Origin of the sequence: Janthinobacterium sp. 61, assembly GCF_002846335.1 — a bacterium.
In the GTDB taxonomy this organism is placed as follows: Bacteria; Pseudomonadota; Gammaproteobacteria; order Burkholderiales; family Burkholderiaceae_D; genus Janthinobacterium.
On sequence record NZ_PJMQ01000001.1, the window covers coordinates 3319635 to 3339473 of the forward strand.

Annotated in this window: 16 protein-coding genes; 13 read left to right on the forward strand and 3 right to left on the reverse strand. The window is 63.8% G+C overall.

Annotated elements, in window-relative coordinates; genetic code table 11:
- The first annotated feature begins 56 nt into the window (after nucleotides 1–56).
- The 13 genes from CLU92_RS15190 to CLU92_RS15250 all read left to right on the forward strand — a co-directional run bounded on the left by CLU92_RS15190 (nucleotide 57) and on the right by CLU92_RS15250 (nucleotide 17526).
- Complete coding sequence (locus tag CLU92_RS15190; protein WP_101482556.1) at nucleotides 57–896, forward strand: phytanoyl-CoA dioxygenase family protein; 840 nt, start codon at nucleotides 57–59, stop codon at nucleotides 894–896.
- The gene (locus tag CLU92_RS15195; protein ID WP_101482557.1) at nucleotides 896–1714 is read left to right on the forward strand and encodes a sugar phosphate isomerase/epimerase; all 819 of its coding nucleotides are present in this window, start codon (nucleotides 896–898) and stop codon (nucleotides 1712–1714) included. Before CLU92_RS15190 ends, CLU92_RS15195 begins: the two co-directional genes overlap by 1 nt.
- A 79-nt stretch (nucleotides 1715–1793) precedes the next feature.
- The gene (locus tag CLU92_RS15200) at nucleotides 1794–2255 is read left to right on the forward strand and encodes a MarR family winged helix-turn-helix transcriptional regulator (protein ID WP_101482558.1); all 462 of its coding nucleotides are present in this window, start codon (nucleotides 1794–1796) and stop codon (nucleotides 2253–2255) included.
- Between the two features lie 165 nt (nucleotides 2256–2420).
- Nucleotides 2421–4796 carry a M1 family metallopeptidase gene (locus CLU92_RS15205; RefSeq protein WP_101482559.1) on the forward strand — a complete coding sequence of 792 codons (2376 nt, stop codon included), beginning with the start codon at nucleotides 2421–2423 and terminating at the stop codon, nucleotides 4794–4796.
- Entirely contained in the window at nucleotides 4796–5281 is a 486-nt protein-coding gene (locus tag CLU92_RS15210) for a DUF6702 family protein (RefSeq protein WP_180338524.1), read from the forward strand. Before CLU92_RS15205 ends, CLU92_RS15210 begins: the two co-directional genes overlap by 1 nt.
- A gap of 43 nt (nucleotides 5282–5324) precedes the next feature.
- Nucleotides 5325–7358 carry a TonB-dependent receptor gene (locus CLU92_RS15215; protein WP_101482561.1) on the forward strand — a complete coding sequence of 678 codons (2034 nt, stop codon included), beginning with the start codon at nucleotides 5325–5327 and terminating at the stop codon, nucleotides 7356–7358.
- 105 nt (nucleotides 7359–7463) lie between these two features.
- Nucleotides 7464–8198 (forward strand): 2OG-Fe dioxygenase family protein, encoded by a 735-nt coding sequence (locus tag CLU92_RS15220; protein WP_101482562.1) that lies wholly within the window; start codon nucleotides 7464–7466, stop codon nucleotides 8196–8198.
- A 142-nt stretch (nucleotides 8199–8340) separates the two neighbouring features.
- The gene (locus tag CLU92_RS15225) at nucleotides 8341–9702 is read left to right on the forward strand and encodes a hybrid sensor histidine kinase/response regulator (protein ID WP_101482563.1); all 1362 of its coding nucleotides are present in this window, start codon (nucleotides 8341–8343) and stop codon (nucleotides 9700–9702) included.
- A gap of 262 nt (nucleotides 9703–9964) precedes the next feature.
- On the forward strand, nucleotides 9965–10693 hold the full coding sequence (locus tag CLU92_RS15230) for a CerR family C-terminal domain-containing protein (RefSeq protein ID WP_101482564.1): 729 nt from the start codon (nucleotides 9965–9967) through the stop codon (nucleotides 10691–10693).
- Entirely contained in the window at nucleotides 10690–12111 is a 1422-nt protein-coding gene (locus CLU92_RS15235; protein ID WP_257561090.1) for an efflux transporter outer membrane subunit, read from the forward strand. Before CLU92_RS15230 ends, CLU92_RS15235 begins: the two co-directional genes overlap by 4 nt.
- A gap of 13 nt (nucleotides 12112–12124) precedes the next feature.
- On the forward strand, nucleotides 12125–13300 hold the full coding sequence (locus tag CLU92_RS15240) for an efflux RND transporter periplasmic adaptor subunit (protein WP_101482565.1): 1176 nt from the start codon (nucleotides 12125–12127) through the stop codon (nucleotides 13298–13300).
- Nucleotides 13301–13309: 9 nt separating this feature from the next.
- A complete protein-coding gene (locus tag CLU92_RS15245) occupies nucleotides 13310–16426 on the forward strand; it encodes an efflux RND transporter permease subunit (protein ID WP_101482566.1) in 3117 nt (1038 codons plus the stop codon).
- 131 nt (nucleotides 16427–16557) lie between these two features.
- Nucleotides 16558–17526 carry a hypothetical protein gene (locus CLU92_RS15250; RefSeq protein WP_101482567.1) on the forward strand — a complete coding sequence of 323 codons (969 nt, stop codon included), beginning with the start codon at nucleotides 16558–16560 and terminating at the stop codon, nucleotides 17524–17526.
- Nucleotides 17527–17565: 39 nt separating this feature from the next.
- Here the strand turns inward: CLU92_RS15250 and CLU92_RS15255 are convergent, their stop codons facing one another.
- The 3 genes from CLU92_RS15255 to CLU92_RS15265 form a co-directional block, all read right to left on the reverse strand.
- Nucleotides 17566–18306: a tetratricopeptide repeat protein gene (locus CLU92_RS15255; protein WP_180338525.1), complete on the reverse strand. Its 741-nt coding sequence runs from the start codon at nucleotides 18304–18306 to the stop codon at nucleotides 17566–17568.
- Between the two features lie 66 nt (nucleotides 18307–18372).
- On the reverse strand, nucleotides 18373–18585 hold the full coding sequence (locus CLU92_RS15260; RefSeq protein ID WP_101482569.1) for a hypothetical protein: 213 nt from the start codon (nucleotides 18583–18585) through the stop codon (nucleotides 18373–18375).
- Between the two features lie 77 nt (nucleotides 18586–18662).
- On the reverse strand, nucleotides 18663–19793 hold the full coding sequence (locus CLU92_RS15265) for a glycosyltransferase (protein ID WP_101482570.1): 1131 nt from the start codon (nucleotides 19791–19793) through the stop codon (nucleotides 18663–18665).
- Nucleotides 19794–19839 lie beyond the last annotated feature (46 nt).

The window sequence follows — 19839 nt, forward strand, 5'->3', positions numbered from 1 at the left end:
TGCCGCCCTCGCCCATCCTACAATGACGCTTTCCATTGACCTCCGGAGCCGCCGCCATGCTAACAACTGAACAACAGGAACAATACCAACGCGACGGTTACATCATCCTGCCCGGCTTCAAGGGGGCGGACGAAATCGCCGCCTTGCGCGCGCGCGCCGAGCAGATTGTCAACGAATTCGATCCCAGCGTCAGCCAGTCCATCTTCACCACGCGCGACCAGGCCAAGAACACCAACGATTATTTCCTCGCCTCCGACAACACCATCCGCTGCTTCTTTGAAGAAGAGGCCTTCGGCCCGGACGGCCAGTTAAAGCAGGCAAAATCCCTGTCGATCAACAAGATCGGCCACGCCATGCATGACCTGGACCCCGTCTTCCGCAGCTTTTCCAGCGACCCGAAGCTGGCCGAAGTGGCGCGCGACCTGGGCCTGGCAGACGCGCAGGTCTGGCAATCGATGTACATCTTCAAGCAGCCCGGCATCGGCGGTGAAGTGCGCTGGCACCAGGACGCCACGTATTTCGAGACCACGCCGATCAGCGTGACCACCTTCTGGTTCGCACTGGAAGACGCGACCCTGGACAACGGCTGCCTGTGGGCGGAACCGGGCGGCCACCGCGGCCCCTTGCGCGAACGCTTCATCCGCAACGGCGACCAGGTTCGCGTGGAAAAACTCGATGCCATGCCCTGGCCCGACGACAGTACGGCTGTGCCCTTGGAAGTGAAGGCGGGCGCCCTCGTCTGCTTCCACGGCTTGCTGCCCCATTACAGCGCGCCGAACCGCTCGTCCGTCTCGCGCCACGCCTATACTTTGCACGCCACCGACGGCCAGACGGAATATGCCGCCCACAACTGGATACAGCGCGATGCAGCGTTCCCCGTGCGGGGCTTCGTCTGATGCGCATCGAAGTCTACGCCGCCCACTGGGGCAATAACGAGCTGCCGCCCGAGGTCTTCATCGACAAGGTACTGGAGGCCGGCTTCGACGGCATCGAGATGTCGCTGCCGCTGGATGCGGCCCTGCGCGAGGAATGGACGGACCGCATCGCCAAGTCTGGACTGCAACTGATCGCCGCGCAGTGGGAAACCGTGTTCCACAGCGACTTCGAACTGCACCGCGCCGCCCTGGCGGAACTGCTGGAAAACGCCTGCCTGGCGCGGCCCGTGCTGGTCAACACGCACACGGGCAAGGATTACTATAGCCAGGCGCAGAACGCGCAACTGCTCGACCTGGCCGCCGCCATCTCGGCAAAGCACGGCGTGCCCATCGTGCACGAAATTCATCGCAGCCGCTTCAGCGGCCACCCGATGCTGCTGCTGCCTTACCTGGCGCAGTATCCCGCGCTGCCATTGACGGCCGACCTGTCGCACTGGTGCTGCGCCTGCGAATCGCTGCTGGAAGACCAGCCGCAGACCCTGGCGCAGGTGCTGCCGCTGGTGCGCCATGTGCACGCGCGCGTGGGCCACGCGCAGGGTCCGCAGGTAGCCGACTTCCGCGCGCCGGAAGCGAAGGCGGCGCTCGACGCCCACCTGGCCTGGTGGGATGCCATCGTCGCCCTGCGCCGCGCGGCCGGCGCCGAGCGCATGACATTCACGCCGGAATTCGGCCCCGCGCCGTACACGCAAACCCTGCCCTGGACACAGCAACCCGTGACGGATGCCTGGGAACAGAACGTCGCCATGCTCAATGTGCTGCGCGCGCGCTACGCCGGATAGGTAGCCGCGATCCGGCGCCGGATCGCCAGGTCCGGCGCCGCGCATTGCTATTAAGTAGCGCACTATATATACTGTGCCCATGGATACCACCACCGCCCCCAACCCTTTGCACCAGGTGCCGCGCCTGGACGGCCAGCTGTGCTTTGCGCTGTACTCGACCTCGCTTGCCATGAACAAGCTGTACCGCAAGCTCCTGCGCAAGCTGGGCCTGACCTATTCGCAATACCTGGTGATGATGGTGCTGTGGGAGCGCGACGGCCTGACGGTGTCGGAAGTGGGAGAGCGCCTGTTCCTCGACTCGGCCACCCTGACACCCTTGCTCAAGCGCATGGAACAATCGGGCCTGTTGACGCGCACGCGCGCCGCCAGCGACGAACGCCAGGTCATCATTTCCCTCACGCAGCAGGGCGACCAGTTGCGCCACGAGGCGGCACTGCTGCCCGAGGCCATCCTGGCGGCCAGCCACTGCAGCGTGGAACAAGTTGTGGACATGAAACAACAACTGAACCAGTTGCGCGACAGCCTGATGAAAAGTGAGTAAAAGCCCCGCTTTTCCGAGCAAAATCAGGCAAAGCATCCCCCTCACAGCGCCAGGCAAAAGCTGGCGCAAAATCTGCCTTTCTTTATTACAAATCGATACAAGGATGGCCTCACCCTGCGTATAGAATAGTTGCCACTATTTCCTTACAACAACATCAGGGTGAATATGCGCTTACCTTTCGGCTCCGTAGCCTCGTTGGCTCTCTGCTTTACCGTGTCGGCCTTCGCTGCCGAACCATTCGACGACAAGTTCCGCCAGCTCGAAGAGGTGCTGCCCACCCCGAACACCTACCGCACCGCTTCCGGCGCGCCAGGCCACGCCTATTGGCAGCAACGCGCCGACTACAGCATCCGCGCCACGCTGGATGAGGCCAAACGCGAGATCGCCGGCAGCGGCACCATCACCTACCATAACCAGTCGCCCGACACCCTCGCTTACCTGTGGGTGCAGCTGGACCAGAATATCTACAAGCAGGACTCCGACGCGCGCCGCATGACCACGGCGCCATCGCGCCAGGCGTGGGCCAGGACGACGGGCGAAGAGACCATGAAATTCGAAGGCTTGCGCGGCATGCTGGCGCGCGGCGACTTCCAGGGCGGCTTCAATATCCGCGCCCTGAAGGGCGCCGATGGCCAGCCCTTGAAATATGTAGTAAACCGCACGATGATGCGCATCGACCTGCCCCAGCCCCTGAAGCCGGGCCAGGACTTCGTCTTCCAGATCGACTGGGATTACCGCATCAATGAACAGAAAGTGCTGGGTGGACGCGCCGGCTATGAAGTCTTCGACGACAAGAACGCCCTGTTCGAAGTGGCGCAGTGGTTCCCCCGCATGGCGGCCTACTACGACGCGGCCGGCTGGCAGCACAAGCAGTTCCTGGGATCGGGCGAATTCACGCTGGAGTTTGGCGACTACGACGTGCAGCTGACCGTCCCCGCCGACCATATCGTCGCCTCCACCGGCGAGCTGCAAAATCCGCAGGACGTGCTGTCTTCCGCGCAGCGCGAGCGCCTGGAAAAAGCCCGCAGCAGCGACAAGCCCGTCATCATCGTCACGCAAAAAGAGGCCGAAGCGTCCGAAAAATCCGTCAGCCGCGCGCAAAAGACCTGGCACTTCAAGGCGTCCAACGTGCGCGACTTCGCCTGGGCCTCGAGCCGCAAGTTCATCTGGGATGCGCAGGGCTACAACAAGGGCGGCAGCAAGCTGATGGCCATGTCCTACTATCCGAAGGAGGGCAACCCGCTGTGGGAAAAGTACAGCACGCAAGCCATCGTGCACACGATAGAACAGTACAACAAGTACAGCATAGCCTACCCGTACCCGACGGCCATTTCCGTCAACGGCCCCGTGGGCGGCATGGAGTATCCGATGATCTCGTTCAACGGTCCCCGTCCGGTGAAAGACAAAAAGACGGGCGAGCTGACCTACTCCAAGCGCACCAAATATGGGCTGATCGGCGTGATCATCCACGAAGTGGGCCACAACTACTATCCGATGATCATCAACTCGGACGAGCGCCAGTGGACCTGGATGGATGAAGGCTTGAACACCTTCGTGCAGTACCTGGCGCAGCAGGCGTGGGAAGAAAACTACCCGGCCTCGCGCGGCGAGCCACGCGAGATCGTCGACTACATGCGTAGCCGCGACCAGGTGCCCATCATGACCAACTCCGAATCGTTGCTGCAATTCGGTAACAACGCCTACGCCAAGCCGGCGGCGGGCCTGAATATCCTGCGCGAGACCATCCTCGGGCGCGAATTGTTCGACTACGCCTTCAAGGAATACGCGCAGCGCTGGAAATTCAAGCGCCCCACGCCCGCCGACTTTTTCCGCACCATGGAAGATGCCTCCGGCACGGACCTGGACTGGTTCTGGCGCGGCTGGTTTTATACCACCGATCCGGTCGACATCAGCATCGACGGCATCAGCGAATACGGCGTGAGTTCCAAAAATCCGGAAACGGAAAAAGCCTGGAAAAAGGCGCAGAAGGACGCCCAGCCGGAATCCGTTACGAGCCGCGCCAACAAGGGCATGCCGCGCCGCGTCGACGCGCATCCGGAACTGAAGGATTTCTACAACCAGCATGACGACTTCACGGTGACCAACAAGGACCGCAACGCCTACACCGAAGCGCTGGCTGGCCTGGAACCGTGGGAAAAGGATTTGCTGAAACAGGGCAAGCACCTGTACCTGGTCGACCTGTCGAACCTGGGCGGCATGGTGATGCCCTTGATCCTGGAAATCGAACTCAAAAGCGGCAAGAAGTACGTCGAGCGCGTGCCGGCCGAAGTGTGGCGCTACTCGCCGAAAAAGATCACCAAGGTCGTCATCACCGATGAACCGATGGTGGGCCTGGTGCAGGATCCGTACTGGGAAACGGCCGATATCGACACCAGCAACAACGCCTGGCCGAGAAAAATCACGCCCTCGCGCCTGGAACTGTTCAAGAGCGAAAAATCGCCCAAGGATAACCTGATGCACGACTTCAAGACGCCGTTGAAAGGCAGGAACGGCGGCTCCGACAAGGGCGACGAGGCGTGATGCGCTGGCGCACGTTCGCGGCAAGCCTGCTGGCCTGCGCCAGCACGGCGGCTGGTGCCCACAACTTCCACATGGGTATCGCCGACATCAGCTATAACGCGGCCAGCGGCAGCACGGAGGTGGTGCACACCTACACGGGCCATGACGTGGAAGCGCTGCTGACGAATCTGTACCAGCGCCAATTCGACCTGGGCCAGGAAAACAGCGAAGCGGCGCTGCGCCGCTATATCGAAAAACAGTTCTACCTCGTGGGGCCGGATGGCAAGCGCCTGCGCCTGAACTGGGTCGGCATGAAGGTCAACGCCGACAACGTGGTGATCTTCCAGGAGATCGAACGTACGCGCCTGGCCCCCGCCACGCGCATCCACAACCAGTTGCTGATCGATTTCCTCCCCAGCCAGAGAAATACCCTCAACGTTCAGGACAGCGGCAAGATCCAGACGCTGATTTTCGACAGCCAGAATACGGAACTGCCGATCCGTTAAGCACTGGCGGGACACTACCCTTCGCCGCCACACCCATATACCCATGACGCCACGCTATCTCCCCCTCCTCCTCGCCGTCCTGTTTCCAGGCGCCGCCCACGCCGACGACATCTTCCAGCGCGTGCTGGTCGACGGTTCGCGCATGAACCAGCTGGGCGTGGCCGATTCGGCCAACGCGGGCAGCGTCACGCAGCAGCAGCTCGCGGCGCGCACCAGCTACCGGCCCGGCGAATTGCTCGAAGCCGTGCCGGGGCTGATCGTCAGCCAGCATAGCGGCGAGGGCAAGGCCAACCAGTTCTACCTGCGCGGCTTCAACCTCGATCACGGCACGGACTTGCGCACGACCGTTGACGAAATGCCCGTCAACCAGCGCAGCCATGGCCACGGACAGGGCTGGACGGACCTGAACTTCCTGATCCCCGAACTAGCCATGCGCCTCGATTATAAAAAGGGCCCGTATTCGGCTGCGCAAGGCGATTTTTCCTCGGCCGGAGCGGCATCCGTCGTCTATGCGAACCGCCTGACGCAGGGCATCGCCAGCGTGGGCGTCGGACAAAACGGCTTTCGCCGCGCCCTGCTGGCCGATACACTCGATGCGGGCGACGGCAGCTTGCTGTACGCGCTCGAAGCGCAGCATAACGATGGGCCGTTCACGCAGCCGGACCGCTACCACAAGCTCAATGGCGTGCTGCGCTACAGCGAAGGCTATGCCAACAACGGTTTCAACGTCACGGCCATGGCGTACGACGCCAGCTGGCATGCCACCGACCAGATTCCGCGGCGCGCCGTGCAGGACGGCACGCTGGGCCGCTTCGACGCCATCGATGCCAGCGACGGCGGCAAGGCGCAGCGCTACAGCCTGTCGGGCGCCTGGCGACAGACGACGGACGACATATCGTCCAAGGTCAGCGCATATGTGATCGCCAACCGCCTGGCCCTGTTCTCGAATTTTACGTATGCGATGGACGACCCCGACAACGGCGACCAGTTCGCCCAGCCCGACCGGCGCGTGACAGCCGGCCTCGATGCCAGCCACACCTGGCACCGCCATACGGACAGGGGCAGCAGTGACACCACCATCGGTCTGCAGCTACAGAACGACAATATCCACAATGGCCTGTACAACACACGCCAGCGGCAGATCGTATCAAGCACGCGGCAAGACCATATCGTCGAAACCAGCATCGGCGTCTATGCCGAAAACAGCACCCGCTGGTCGCGCTGGCTGCGCAGCGTGGCCGGCCTGCGCGCGGACGCCTACCGCTTCGACGTGCGCAGCGACCGTGCGGCCAATTCGGGTACGGCCAGCGACCATTTGTTCAGCCCCAGCCTGAGCGTGATCGCCGGACCGTGGCGCGAGACGGAAGCGTATGTCAACATAGGCAATGGTTTTCACAGCAACGACGCGCGCGGCACGACGATCACGGTCGACCCGAAGACGGGTGCAGCGGCCGACAAGGTCACGCCTTTGGTGCGCTCGCGCGCTCTGGAACTGGGCTTGCGCAGTGCCGCCATCGCCGGCCTGCAAACGTCGCTGTCGCTGTACCGCCTGGACTTCGATTCCGAACTGCTGTTCATCGGCGACGCCGGCGCCACCGAGGCGGGCCGCCCCAGTCGGCGCTACGGCGTCGAGTTTTCCAGCTACTACAAGGCGGCCAGCTGGCTGTCGCTGGACCTGGACCTGGCGTATGCGCGGGCACGCTCGCGCGGCAGCGACCCGGCGGGCGACTTCATCCCGGGCGCCATCGAAGGTGTGGCCCAGCTGGCCATGACGGTGACGCCGCCAGGGCCATGGTCGGGCTCTTTGCGCCTGCGCTACTTCGGCCCGCGGCCCCTGATCGAAGATAACAGCGTGCGCTCCGCAGCCAGCGTGGGCTTGAACGGGCGCGTCGCCTACCAGATCGACAATACCTTGCGCGTGGAGCTCGAAGGCTACAACCTGGCCAACCGGCGCGACTCGGCCATCGATTACTACTATGCCTCGCGCCTGCCAGGCGAAGCGCAGCCGGTCGACGATATCCACTTCCATCCGGTGGAATCGCGCTCGCTGCGCCTGACCCTGGTAAAGAATTTTTAACTCAACAAGCATAATTCCTGGCGGACATAACACAGGAGTCGCCGCGAAGTCGTAGAATGCCAGGCTGGATAAACTGATACAGGCCGCGTTCCGGCCCGCACCGCCATGAGCACTTCCGCACCGATCTTTACCGACCCGTCCCATCTCAAGGACGCCTTGCGCGATGACGGCTATGCCGTCCTGCGCCCGCAGGATGTGGCGGCGCTGGCCGGCTGCCCGCTAGCCGCGCTGCGCGCGCTCGAACCCAGCTGGAACACGCTGGCGCTGGACAATTACCTGAAAGATGGCGGCCGCTATCGCCGCCGGCGCCACTCGTGCTTCGTGCAGGATGGCGCGCGCCTGACGCAGACGGCGCACCGCCCGCACTGGCAACCGGTCGAATACAACGCCCTGCACGGCGGCATGCACCGCCTGTTCGAGCCGATCGAGCCGGCCATCGTCACACAGCCAGCCTGGCAGCAGCTGATCCGCGCGCTCGGTGACGCCTGCTCGCAGGTCAAGGGCAGCCAGCCGTGGTTCATCGAGGCGCACCAGTTCCGCATCGATACGACCGATGGCATCGGCCGCCCCACGCCGGAAGGTGCGCACCGCGACGGCGTCGATTTCGTCGCCGTGCTGCTGATCGGGCGCGAACAGGTCAAGGGCGGCGAGACGCGCATCTTCGAAGCCAATGGTCCCAACGGCAAGCGCTTTACCCTGACGGAGCCGTGGTCGCTGCTGCTGCTCGACGATGCGTCTGTCATCCACGAATCGACGCCGATCCAGCCCATCGGCGAGCATGGCCACCGCGATACGCTGGTGCTGACATATCGCGCTGGCCAGTTCCAGGGCGAGAATTAAGCGTTGGCCACAGCATTCCCTGTGGCCAAAATAGTTACTTGCAAGTTACTTTTGCAGACTTAAATCCGATATAGTCACAGGATGTCGATATTGCGCGCTCACCGCGCCCAGCATCACCACACTGAAATTCTAGGAGAGGTCTGTGGACTCCAACAATCAAATCAAGCCTGACGAAATCGAGATCCTGATCGTCGAGGACAGCCCGACCCAGGCGGAGCGCTTGCGCCGCCTGATCCAGTCGCTGCACTACAATGCGCGCGTGGCGGCGAATGGCCAGCTGGCCCTGGCCGCCATCCGCGAGCGCAAGCCACACCTGGTGCTGTCCGATATCGTCATGCCTGAAATGAATGGCTACGACCTGTGCCGCGCCATCAAGTCCGACCCGACCCTGCGCGACATTCCCGTGATCCTCGTCACCTCACTTAACGACCCGAAGGACATCATCCGCGGCATCGAGTGTGGCGCCGACAATTTCATCCGCAAGCCCTACGCGGAAGACTACCTGCTCAACCGCATCAGCCACATGCTGATGAACCAGAAGCTGCGCAAGAACCAGAACGTGGAAATCGGCATCGCCCTGTACCTGGGCGACCAGAAGCACTTCATCAATGCGGAGCGCCAGCAAATCCTCGATTTGCTCATTTCCACGTATGAACAGGCGGTGCAGGTCAACGGCGAACTGCAGGCGCGCGAACGCCAGGTGATCGAACTGAACATGCGCCTGGCGCACCATGCGGCAGAACTGGAAACCATCAACCGCGAAATCGCCCTGAAAAACCTGGAGCTGGCCGAAGCGAGCCGCATGAAGTCCGCCTTCATCGCCAATATGTCGCATGAACTGCGCACGCCGCTGAACGCCATCATCGGCTTCACGGGCGCGCTGCTGATGAAACTTCCCGGCCCCCTGACGTCCGACCAGGACAAGCAACTGAACACCATCCGCGCCAGCGCGCGCCATCTGCTCTCGCTGATCAACGACATCCTCGACGTGGCCAAGATCGAAGCGGGCAAGCTGACCCTGTCGATCGAGCCCGTGCACTGCCAGGAACTGATGGTTGAAGTGGCCGACACCTTGCGCCCCCTGGCCCAGCAAAAGGGCCTGGCATTGGAAATGGCACTGGGAGAAGCAGGCCGCCCGCCCGCCATCATCGACACGGACCGCCGCGCGCTGACGCAAATCCTCATCAACCTGCTCAATAACGCCATCAAGTTCACGGAACAGGGTACGGTGCGCATCAGCCTGGCCCAGCGCGAGGAAGACGACGTGCTGGTGACGGAAATGAGCATCGCCGACAGTGGCGCCGGCATCAAGGAAGAAGACCAGGCCAAGCTGTTCCAGGCCTTCTCGCAGCTCGATTCCACCTCCACGCGCCACGTGGAAGGCGCGGGACTGGGCCTGTACCTGTGCCAGAACCTGGCCAACGCCATCGGCGGCGCCCTGTTCTTCAATAGCGACTATGGCTCGGGCAGCACCTTTACGCTGGCCCTGCGCAGCAAACGCTGAGCTTCTGTGCGACGCAACATAAAGTTTGATTTTTTGCCATCCATGACAAGTTCATACAGTAGTTTTACGGTATTGCACCGCACCATTTTTAGCGCTATAGTGGAACTGTCTCCTCCAATTCGTTCTCCGAACATTGGATTCGGCCCGCGCTAGTACGCGGGCTTTTTTTTGCCTGCGTTTTCCACGCATCTTCATCTTTCCTTAACTAAATCAACCGATTTAGTTATATCAATCGTTTGAGATATATGATTAAATCTCCGGCATGATTGAAAAAAACGCCATCCCAACTCCCCATGCCGACGACGGGCGCAAGCCCCGTTCCGATGGCGAGCAATCGCGCGAGCGGCTGCTGCATAGCGCCATCCGCCTGTTTGCCGAACAGGGTTACGCCAAGACCTCCACGCGCGAACTGGCGCAGGCGGCCGGCACGAACGCGGCAGCCATCAGCTACTATTTTGGCGACAAGGCGGGCCTGTACCGCGCCGCCTTTGTCCAGCAATCGTCGAATCCGCAAGACAATATCGCCCTGTACGAGCAGCCCCATTTCACCCTGCGCCAAAGCCTGGAAGGCTTTTATGCGCAAATGCTCGCGCCCATGCAGCAGGGCGAGATTGCGCGCGACTGCATGCGCCTGTGGTGCCGCGAGATGCTCGAACCGACGGGCCTGTGGGCACGCGAGATCGACCAGAACATCCGTCCCGAACACGAGGCGCTCACCCGCGTGCTGGCGCGCCATCTTGGCGCGCCCGACAACAGCGACGACATGCACCGCCTGGCGTTTTCCATCGCTTCGCTGGCCCTGCAACACATGGTGGGCGCCGAAGTGCTGCAAACTTTGCGCCCGCAGTTGCTGGAAACGCCGCACGCCATCGACACCTGGCTGTCGCGCATGACCGACTACGCACTGGCCATGGCCGAAGTGGAACGCCAGCGCATGGGCCTCCCCACTTCTACCACTACCGCTCAACGACAAGCAGAAGGACCAGCATGACGACTATTCGATGCACCGTTCAACGCGCCCTGGCCGCCAGCATCGTGCTGGCGCTGGGTGGCTGCGCCCTGCAGGGTCCGCCCGCAGTGGTGGCCGCCAGCGCACCCGCGCAGTGGCAGGCGCCGCTGCCGCACAATGGCAAGCTGACGGACCTGGCCAGTTGGTGGCAGGGCCAGGGCGACAGCCTGCTGGTGCAATTGATCACCGATGCGCAGCAGGTCAGCCCCACGATCGCCGCTGCCAGCACGCGCATCGTGCAGGCGCGCGCGGACAGGGTCGCCAGCGGCGCCGCGCTGGCGCCCGCCCTCGACGCGACGGGCAGCGTGGTACGCACCAGCCAGCAATCGGCACAGCCCAGCGGCACCACCTCGCAGGCGGCCTTGCAAGCCTCGTGGGAAATCGATGTGTTTGGCGCCAACCGTGCCACGCGCGATGCGGCGCAGGAGCGCTACGACAGCGCCCGCGCGGGATGGCATGAGGCCCGCGTCTCGGTGGCCGCCGAAGTGGCGAACCAGTACTACGCCTTGCGCACCTGCCAGCAACTGCAGGCCGTGGCCGAACAGGATGCCGTCTCTCGCCGCGATTCGTCACGCCTGACGGAACTGAGCGCAGGCGCCGGCTTCCAGCCGCCCGCCAACGCCGCCCTGGCCCGCGCCAGCGCTGCCGAAGGCGCCAGCCGCGCCATCGAACAGCGCGCCGCCTGCGATGTGAATGTCAAGGCGCTGGTGGCCCTGTCGGCCATGCCGGAAGAGACGCTGCGCCAGAAGCTGGCGACCAGCCCCGCCGTTCTTCCCTCGCCCGTGGCGATTGCGGAACTGCCGGCGCAAACACTGGGCCAGCGTCCCGACATTTACAGCGCCGAACGCGAAGTGGCGGCAGCCAGCTTCGAAGTACGCGGCGCGCAGGCGCAGCGCTATCCTCGTCTGAGCCTGGCCGGCTCCATCGGCAAGGGTAATATCCGCGCCGGCGGCACCAGCATCACGGCCAGTACCTGGAGCATCGGCCCGCTGGCCGTCAGCCTGCCCATCTTCGACGGCGGCACCCGCCGCGCCCAGGTCGATGCAGCCACGGCGCGCTACGACGAAGCGGTGGTGAAATACCGCGCCGGCGTGCGCCAGGCCGTGCGAGAAGTGGAAGAAGCCTTGGTCAACCTGGCCAGCACGGACGAGCGCAGCGGCCACGCGAAAACGGCACTGGAAGGCTACCGCGTGTCGTTCGTCGCCACCGAGGACCGTTACAAGAATGGCCTGGCCAGCCTGATCGAACTGGAAGACGCGCGCCGCACGCGCCTGGCCGCCGAAAACACTGTGGTCAACCTGGAGCGCGAACGCAGCGCCGCCTGGGTAGCGCTGTACCGCGCCGCCGGCGGCGGCTGGAACAGCAGCAGCCCCAATGCCCTCGCCAACAACGCCCCCTGACGGATACGACAATATGAAAAAAATGACCTTGAAACCCGTGGCACTCGCCCTTGCCGCCCTTTGCGTGATGCTGGGCGCGGGCGTGGCCCTGTACCCCTCGGCTTCCACTGCGGCCAACGATGCCAAAGACAAGAACGCAGCGCAAAAACCGGCCCTGACCGTCACCACGGCCAAGCCGCAAACGGCCAGCCTGCCCATCAAGCTGAGCGCCAACGGCAACGTGGCCGCCTGGCAGGAAGCCGTCATCGGCAGCGAATCGAACGGCTTGCGCCTCACCGAGGTTCGCGTGAATGTCGGCGACGTGGTGCGCGCTGGCCAGGTGCTGGCCGTCTTCTCGAACGACACGGTGAACGCCGACGTGGCACAGGCGAAAGCGGCGGTACTGGAAGCGGAAGCAAATGCGCTTGAGGCGGCCGCCAACGCGCAGCGCGCCCGGTCGCTGCAAAGCACGGGCGCCATCAGCGCCCAGCAGATCAGCCAGTACCTGACGGCCGAACAGACGGCCAATGCGCGCATCGCGTCGGCCAAGGCGCAGCTGGCATCGCAGCAGCTGCGCCTGAAATACACGCAGGTGGTCGCCCCCGACAGCGGCATCATCTCCTCGCGCTCGGCCACCGTCGGTTCCGTCGTGGGCACCGGAACGGAGCTGTTCCGCATGATCCGCCAGGGCCGCCTCGAATGGCGCGCCGAAGTGACGGCCACCGAGCTGCTGAATTTAAAACCGGGCACCCTGGCGCAGGTCAAGGCAGCCAATGGCAGCGTTTTGACAGGCAAGGTGCGCATGATCGCCCCTACCGTCGATCCGCAGACGCGTTCGGCCCTCGTGTATGTAGACCTGCCGGCCAGCACGGGCAACAATGCGCCATTCAAGGCCGGCATGTACGCCAGCGGCGAATTTGAACTGGGCACATCGGGCGCGTTGACGGTGCCGCAGCAGGCCATCGCCGTGCGCGATGGTTTCAGCTATGTCTTCCGCCTGAATGCCGACCAGCGTGTCAGCCAGATCAAGGTGCAAGCCGGGCGGCGCCTGAGCGACCGCATCGAGATTGTAGGCGGCATCGCGGCCGACACCACCATCGTCGTCAGCGGCGCAGGCTTCCTCAATGACGGCGACCTGGTACGGAATGTACAAAACCCGGTCGTGCCACCAGCAGCCAAGACTGCGGCAGCATCTGCCGTGAAAAAATAGGGGGAGGCCATGAACTTTTCCTCCCTATCGATCAAGAACCCGATTCCGGCCATCATGCTGTTCGCGCTGCTGACCCTGGCCGGTCTGCTGGCCTACAAGGCCAATCCGGTGCAGGATTTCCCTGACATCGAACTGCCCATCGTCACCGTCAGCGCGGTGCTGCCGGGCGCGGCGCCGGCCCAGCTGGAAACGGAGGTGGCGCGCAAGATCGAAGACTCCGTCGCCACCCTGCAAGGCGTGAAAAACATCTACACCAAGGTGCTCGATGGCGTCGTCACGGTGACCGTTGAATTCATCCTGGAAAAGCAGATCGCCGAAGCCGTCAACGATGTGCGCGACGCCGTCGCCCGCGTAAAGGCGGACATGCCGGCCGAACTGCGCGACCCTACCGTCACCAAGGCGTCCACCGCCGGGCGCGTGGTGCTGACCTTTATCGCCACGGCGAAACCCGGCGTGGACAACCCGCTCGACGCTCCCGACCTGTCCTGGTTCGTTGACAACACGGTGGCCAAGCGCCTGCTGACCGTGCCCGGCGTGGGCGCCGTCAACCGCGTGGGTGGCGTTTACCGCGAAATCCAGGTGGAGCTCGACGAAGCGCGCATGGCCGCATTGAAAGTGTCGGCCCTCGACGTCTCGCGCCAGCTGCGCCTGGTGCAGCGCGAAGCGCCTGGTGGACGGGGCGACATCAGCGGCGCCGAGCAGTCGGTGCGCACCATCGCCACCGTCAAGACGGCCGAAGAATTGTCACGCGTGGAAGTGCCGCTGCCGGACGGCCGCCATGTGCGCCTCGACCAGGTGGCCACCGTGCGCGACACGATCGCCGAACCGCGCGCGCTGGCCGAGCAGGATGGCAAGACCGTGGTCGCCTTTGAAGTGTTCCGCACCAAGGGCGCCAGCGAAGTGGCCGTCGCCAAGGGCGCGCGCGCGGCCATCGCCGATCTGCAGAAGGAAAACCCCAACGTGGTGCTGCAGCAGTCGATCGACAATGCCTTCCCCGTCGAGGAAAACTTCGACGGCTCGATGGAACTGCTGTACGAAGGCGCGCTGCTGGCCGTGCTGGTAGTGTGGTGGTTCCTGCGCGACTGGCGCGCTACCCTGGTGGCCGCAGCCGCGCTGCCCCTGTCCGTGATGCCGGCATTCCTCGGCATCTACTGGTTCGGCTATACGCTCAATACCGTCACCCTGCTGTCGCTGGCCCTGGTCGTCGGCGTGCTGGTCGACGACGCCATCGTCGAAATCGAAAATATCGAACGCCATCTGCGCATGGGCAAGTCGCCCATGGAAGCGGCCATGGAAGCGGCCGATGAAATCGGCATGGCGGTCATCGCCACTACCTTCGCGCTGGTGGCCGTGTTCTTGCCAACGGCCTTCATGAGCGGCATTCCCGGCCTGTTCTTCAAGCAGTTCGGCTGGACGGCCGTGCTGGCCGTGCTCGCCTCACTGGTAGTGGCACGACTGCTCACGCCGATGATGGCCGCCTACATCCTGAAACCCCTGCCGCACAAGGAAGAACAGGATGGCTGGCTGATGACGCGCTACCTGACGGTCATGCGCTGGTGCCTGAACCATCGCGGCATCACGGCTATCGCCGCAGCCCTGTTCTTTATCGGCGCCATCGCGCTCGTGCCGCTGCTGCCGACGGGCTTCGTGCCGGCCGCCGACCGCGCGCAGACGCAGATCAACCTGGAACTGCCGCCCGGTTCTACCCTGGCCGAAACGCAGGCCGTGGCGGCCATGGCACGCGATGCAGCCATGCAGACGCCGGGCATCAAGGGCGTTTTCAGCTCGATTGGCGGCGGCTCCAGCGGCGACGCCTTCGCCCCCGGCGCGGCGGCCGAGGCGCGCCGCGCCGTGCTGACACTGACCACCGTGCACCGCACGGAGCGCAAGGAATCGATGGCGGGCCTGGAAACGCAGCTGCGCCACAAGCTCGATACGATACCTGGCGCCCGCTTCACGGTGGGGCCGCCCGACACGGGCGTCAAGATGCAGCTGGTGCTGCGCTCGGAAGACCCGGTGGCACTGATGGCGGCGGCACAAAAGGTCGAGCGCGAACTGCGCGGCCTGAAAGGCATTGGCAACGTCAACTCCAGCGCATCGCTGGTACGTCCGGAAATCATCGTGCGGCCCGACTTTGCCAAGGCGGCAGACCTGGGCGTGACGGCGGCGGCCATCGGCGAGACGGTGCGCGTGGCCACGGCCGGCGATTACGACACGGACCTGACCAAAATGAACCTGCCCGAGCGGCAAGTGCCAATCCGCGTCAAGCTGCCCAACAGCGTGCGCGCCGACCTGGCCGCCATCGAGCGCCTGACCGTACCCGGCAAGAACGGCCCCGTGCGCCTGGCGAACGTTGCCACCGTGACGATGGAAAGCGGCCCGGCGCAGATCGACCGCCTGAACCGCAGCCGCAACGTGACGCTCGACGTCGAACTCGGTTCGCGCACCCTCGGGGAATTGAATGAAGAAGCGCGCGCGCTGCCGTCGATGAAGAATTTGCCGCCGTCCGTGAAGATCGCCGAACTGGGCGACGCGCAGGAAATGGCTTCGCTGTTTGCCAGCTTCGGCCTGGCCATGCTGATCGGCGTGTTGTGCATCTATTGCGTGCTGGTGCTACTGTTCAAGGACTTCATGCAGCCGGTGACCATCCTGGCGGCGCTGCCGCTGTCCATCGGCGGCGCCTTCGTGGCGCTCCTGATCACGGGCAGCGCTTTGTCCATGCCGTCGATGATCGGCCTGATCATGCTGATGGGGATCGTCACCAAGAACTCCATCCTGCTGGTCGATTATGCGATCCTGGCGCGCCAGGCCGGCATGAACCGCTTCGATGCGCTGGTCGACGCCTGCCACAAGCGCAGCCGCCCCATCCTGATGACGACGATCGCCATGGGCGCCGGCATGATGCCGCTGGCACTGGGCTGGGGCGCCGACCCGAGCTTCCGTTCGCCGATGGCCATCACCGTCATCGGCGGCCTGATCACCTCGACCTTGCTCAGTCTGCTGGTGGTGCCGGCCGTGTTCACCTATATCGACGACCTGGAGCACCTGCTCAAGCGCGGCATGGCGAAGCTGCGCCGCCACAAGGCGCCGCTGCGGCGCGATGACAAGGTGGCGCTGGAAAAATAAGCGCCGCCATTGTTTGCAAAATCGCCCCCAGCGGGCAAGGAAGCGAAGGACCGGCCGGCAGGCCGCGCTCCCTCGCTTCCATCTATCTGGCATACTGCGCCCATTCTCCATGAACGCAATCTGCCCTGCCTATGAATTACCGCACCCCGCTCGTCCTGCTACTGGTATCCGCACTGCTCGGCGCCTGCTCGGACAAGACCGCCCCCGCCAGCGCCGACGTGGCAGCTGACGTGGTAGCCGATGTCCCCGCCGCCGCAGATACGGCATCGGCAGAGCACGTGCCGCCGCCGGCCGCCACCGCGCCCAAGACGGAAGAGATGAACACGCCGCAAGCACGCAAGCGCGAGGCGGGCATGATGCGCGCCGTGTTTGGCAAGGACTACCGTGGCGACAGCGACGATGCGCTGGCCGACCTGTCCGATCCGGACAACCATGTCGACAAACTCAGTTATGTGGTCAGTGCCATCAGCCACAAGCTGCTGCCCGATGGCCGCGCCATCCTGGTGGCGAATGCGGAAACGGCCAACACGGAAGGCACGGCAGAATCGGCGCACGCCTCGCCGGGCTTGTTGAATGTCTTTTTCCTGGCGCCCAAGGGCCAGCCGGAAGACGGCCAGTGGCAAGTCGTGAAGCGGTTGGAAAACATCGCCGCCCTGGGTTCATCAGGGCAGCTGGGTGAAGTCCACTGGGTCATGCTGGGCGCGAACAAGCCGGGACTGGCGATACGCCACGGCTATACGGGCCAGGGCTACACCATCACGCAGCTTGCCCTGTTTGAAATCGGCGACGGCAAGGTGACCGCGCTCGATGGCGGCATCGACCTGTACTCGGACAATATGGGCGCCTGCACGCCGGACATGGACGAGTGCTGGATGGTCGACGGCAAGTGGCGCTTCGCCCCCGCGCGCAACGGCGGCGCCTACGACGACTTGCTGCTCGATTTCACGGGCGCGTCCGAAAAGATCAAGCCCGGCGTCACGGTCAAGCCGGACGAAGACCCGCCGCGCATCGCCACGCCACTGAACGGTCGCGCGCGCTATGCTTTCGATGGCAAGGGGTACAAACTGGTTGAAGGCAAGAATACGGTGCCTGGCGTCTAATGGGGTCCGACCCGCCGGGTCTGACCCCACGCAAGCCAGCTATCGGCGTGCCGCTTCCAGGCGCACCAGCAGCGGCGCATACATGGCACGCGTATGGCTGCTCCAGCGGGCCATGGCGCTGTCGATATCGAGCAGCAGGCGCTCCGACAACACCTTGTCGCCCTGCTGCAGCGCCCAGATCGCGCACTCGGCGCGGCACTCGAAGCTGTTGTAGCGCGTCAGCGCCTCGTCGAACTCCGCCTTCGCTTCCGCCTGGCGCCCGCTTTGCGCCAGCGCGCGGGCCGTCAGCAGGGACACCATCTCGGGACGGAAATGGGTGTCGTTGCGGCGGATGAATTCGAGGTGCGTCAAGGCCTCGGCGCCGCGCCCGCATTCCAGGTAGGCACGTGCCGCGCCCAGGCGAATTTCCAGGTCCGATGAAAACGCCCCCTGCAGGCAGGCTTCATACGTCGAAGCCGCAGCCTGCGCATCGCCCGCTTCGAGCAGCGCACTGGCCAGGCGCATCTGGTTTTGCGCCGTCGGCGTGTACTCGAAAGCGGCCTTCGCCTCGCGCAGTTCGCGGTTCGGGTCGAGCACCTGCACGGCCACAGACGCAACCTTGCGCGCGCCCTGCGGCAGGCGCGAATTGGGCAGGTAGATGGCGAAGAAATACACCACGCTGCCCAGCAGCGGGAACATGAATAAAATGAGCAGCCAGTACAGCTGCTGCCCGTTGCGCACCACGTGAATCGCAAAAAATACCGCGATCAGGATGTGGATACCTATGCCAAAAATTGTCATGCTGCGACCTCGTTCGTTCGTGACGGCAGCGGCTGGCACCATGCCGCCGCTTCTCCAGGCCAGATATTACACCGGCCGGTGGCACAGGCTGCGCCGGACACGCGGGCGCGACAAGTCGACCGAAGCGACGAGGATGCGCGCTTTCAGCGGCAGCAAGCCCGCGTCGGCGCTCCAGAGGGTAGGCTGCGCGTTCGCCAAGGCCGCCGCCAAAGCCTGCTTGTTAAGCACCACGGAATGCACGCTTTGCCGGGCAATGTCGAGTTTGGCCCGCGCCGGCATCAGCAGTAAAAGCCAAGCAACAGCCAAGCAACAGCGAAACAGGCGCTGGCGGCACAAGAGCCTGACCATTGCCAGCCTTACATCGCTGCCACTTCCCGGAACAATGCCGCGTAGACCCGACCCAAGGCTGGTCCCGAAAACAGGGCTTCGTAGCGTGCTCTGGCGGCACATCCCATGCGATGCGCCAGCCCCTCATCGAGCAGCAGGGTCTGCATTGCGCGACGCAGCGCATCCGGCGACTCGGGCTGCACGACAAAGCCCGTTTCCTCGTGTGCGTTGACAAAGGAAGTCCCGGTGCCGATTTCGCAGGAAATGAGCGGACGCCCGAACATCGAGGCCTCCACCAGCACCATGCCAAACGCCTCCGAGCGCAAGTGCGAAGGCAGGACCAGGGCGCGGCAACGTTGCAGCAAGGCGACTTTTTCAGCATCGCTGACCTGGCCGGCAAACACCACATTGTCCGCGGCGGCCTCCCTGGCCTGGTTGCGCAGGCTCGCTCCCATCGGTCCCGAACCGACAATGACGATCTTGGCGCCGAGGTTTTTGGCCGCCCGTATCAGGAACTCTAGGCCCTTGTAGTAGCGCAAGACGCCGATGAAGAGAAAAAATGGCTGATCCTCGGCCAGTCCCAGGCGCGAAAATATCTGTGAATCGCCGATTTTGGAATAGGAACTTTCCTCGATTCCCAGCGGAATGATACGTACCTTGTCGCGGATATCGCGATGCGACAGGATCGGGCTGGTTTCGGCATACACGGGCGCATTGGCCACGATCAGGCGCATCGAGCGCAGGGTACGCCACATCAGGGGCGCATAGGCCGGCCCCAGAAAGCGTTGTCGCACCACATCGGAAATATAGGTCATGACCGCCGGGCGGTCGGGGCGCACGGCGGCATGCAGGACATCGGCAAACGGCCATGGAAACAGCAGATGCAGCACATCTGCTTCGCGCGCCAGCCGGGCGTAAGTGGAAAACGCAGCGGGACCGCCAAGGTCGCAGGAAGCCGGCGCCAGCCACGAACGGCAACGCACCACCCGCGCCTCAGGGGCTGCCAGCACGGCAGGCACCGGCTGTGGCGACAGGGTGAAAATCGTATTCTTGATACCTTGCTGTCCCGTGCAGAGGGCGATCTGACGTATCGCTTCTTGCAGGCCGCCGGGCGGATCAGGGAAATACGTGCGGTACACATGCAAAACTGCTGGGTTCAAACTGACTGCTCCTCTTACTTATCAATGGACGCGCGCGCCCTGTTCC

Bases quoted from the DNA above. Each gene is read 5' to 3' on its own strand.
- CLU92_RS15255 (WP_180338525.1), bottom strand. From the start codon at position 18,306: ATGACAATTTTTGGCATAGGTATCCACATCCTGATCGCGGTATTTTTT.
- CLU92_RS15200 (WP_101482558.1), top strand. From the start codon at position 1,794: ATGGATACCACCACCGCCCCCAACCCTTTGCACCAGGTGCCGCGCCTG.
- CLU92_RS15205 (WP_101482559.1), top strand. From the start codon at position 2,421: ATGCGCTTACCTTTCGGCTCCGTAGCCTCGTTGGCTCTCTGCTTTACC.
- CLU92_RS15195 (WP_101482557.1), top strand. From the start codon at position 896: ATGCGCATCGAAGTCTACGCCGCCCACTGGGGCAATAACGAGCTGCCG.
- CLU92_RS15190 (WP_101482556.1), top strand. From the start codon at position 57: ATGCTAACAACTGAACAACAGGAACAATACCAACGCGACGGTTACATC.
- CLU92_RS15235 (WP_257561090.1), top strand. From the start codon at position 10,690: ATGACGACTATTCGATGCACCGTTCAACGCGCCCTGGCCGCCAGCATC.
- CLU92_RS15210 (WP_180338524.1), top strand. From the start codon at position 4,796: ATGCGCTGGCGCACGTTCGCGGCAAGCCTGCTGGCCTGCGCCAGCACG.
- CLU92_RS15230 (WP_101482564.1), top strand. From the start codon at position 9,965: ATGATTGAAAAAAACGCCATCCCAACTCCCCATGCCGACGACGGGCGC.
- CLU92_RS15245 (WP_101482566.1), top strand. From the start codon at position 13,310: ATGAACTTTTCCTCCCTATCGATCAAGAACCCGATTCCGGCCATCATG.
- CLU92_RS15250 (WP_101482567.1), top strand. From the start codon at position 16,558: ATGAATTACCGCACCCCGCTCGTCCTGCTACTGGTATCCGCACTGCTC.
- CLU92_RS15215 (WP_101482561.1), top strand. From the start codon at position 5,325: ATGACGCCACGCTATCTCCCCCTCCTCCTCGCCGTCCTGTTTCCAGGC.
- CLU92_RS15240 (WP_101482565.1), top strand. From the start codon at position 12,125: ATGAAAAAAATGACCTTGAAACCCGTGGCACTCGCCCTTGCCGCCCTT.
- CLU92_RS15220 (WP_101482562.1), top strand. From the start codon at position 7,464: ATGAGCACTTCCGCACCGATCTTTACCGACCCGTCCCATCTCAAGGAC.
- CLU92_RS15260 (WP_101482569.1), bottom strand. From the start codon at position 18,585: ATGCCGGCGCGGGCCAAACTCGACATTGCCCGGCAAAGCGTGCATTCC.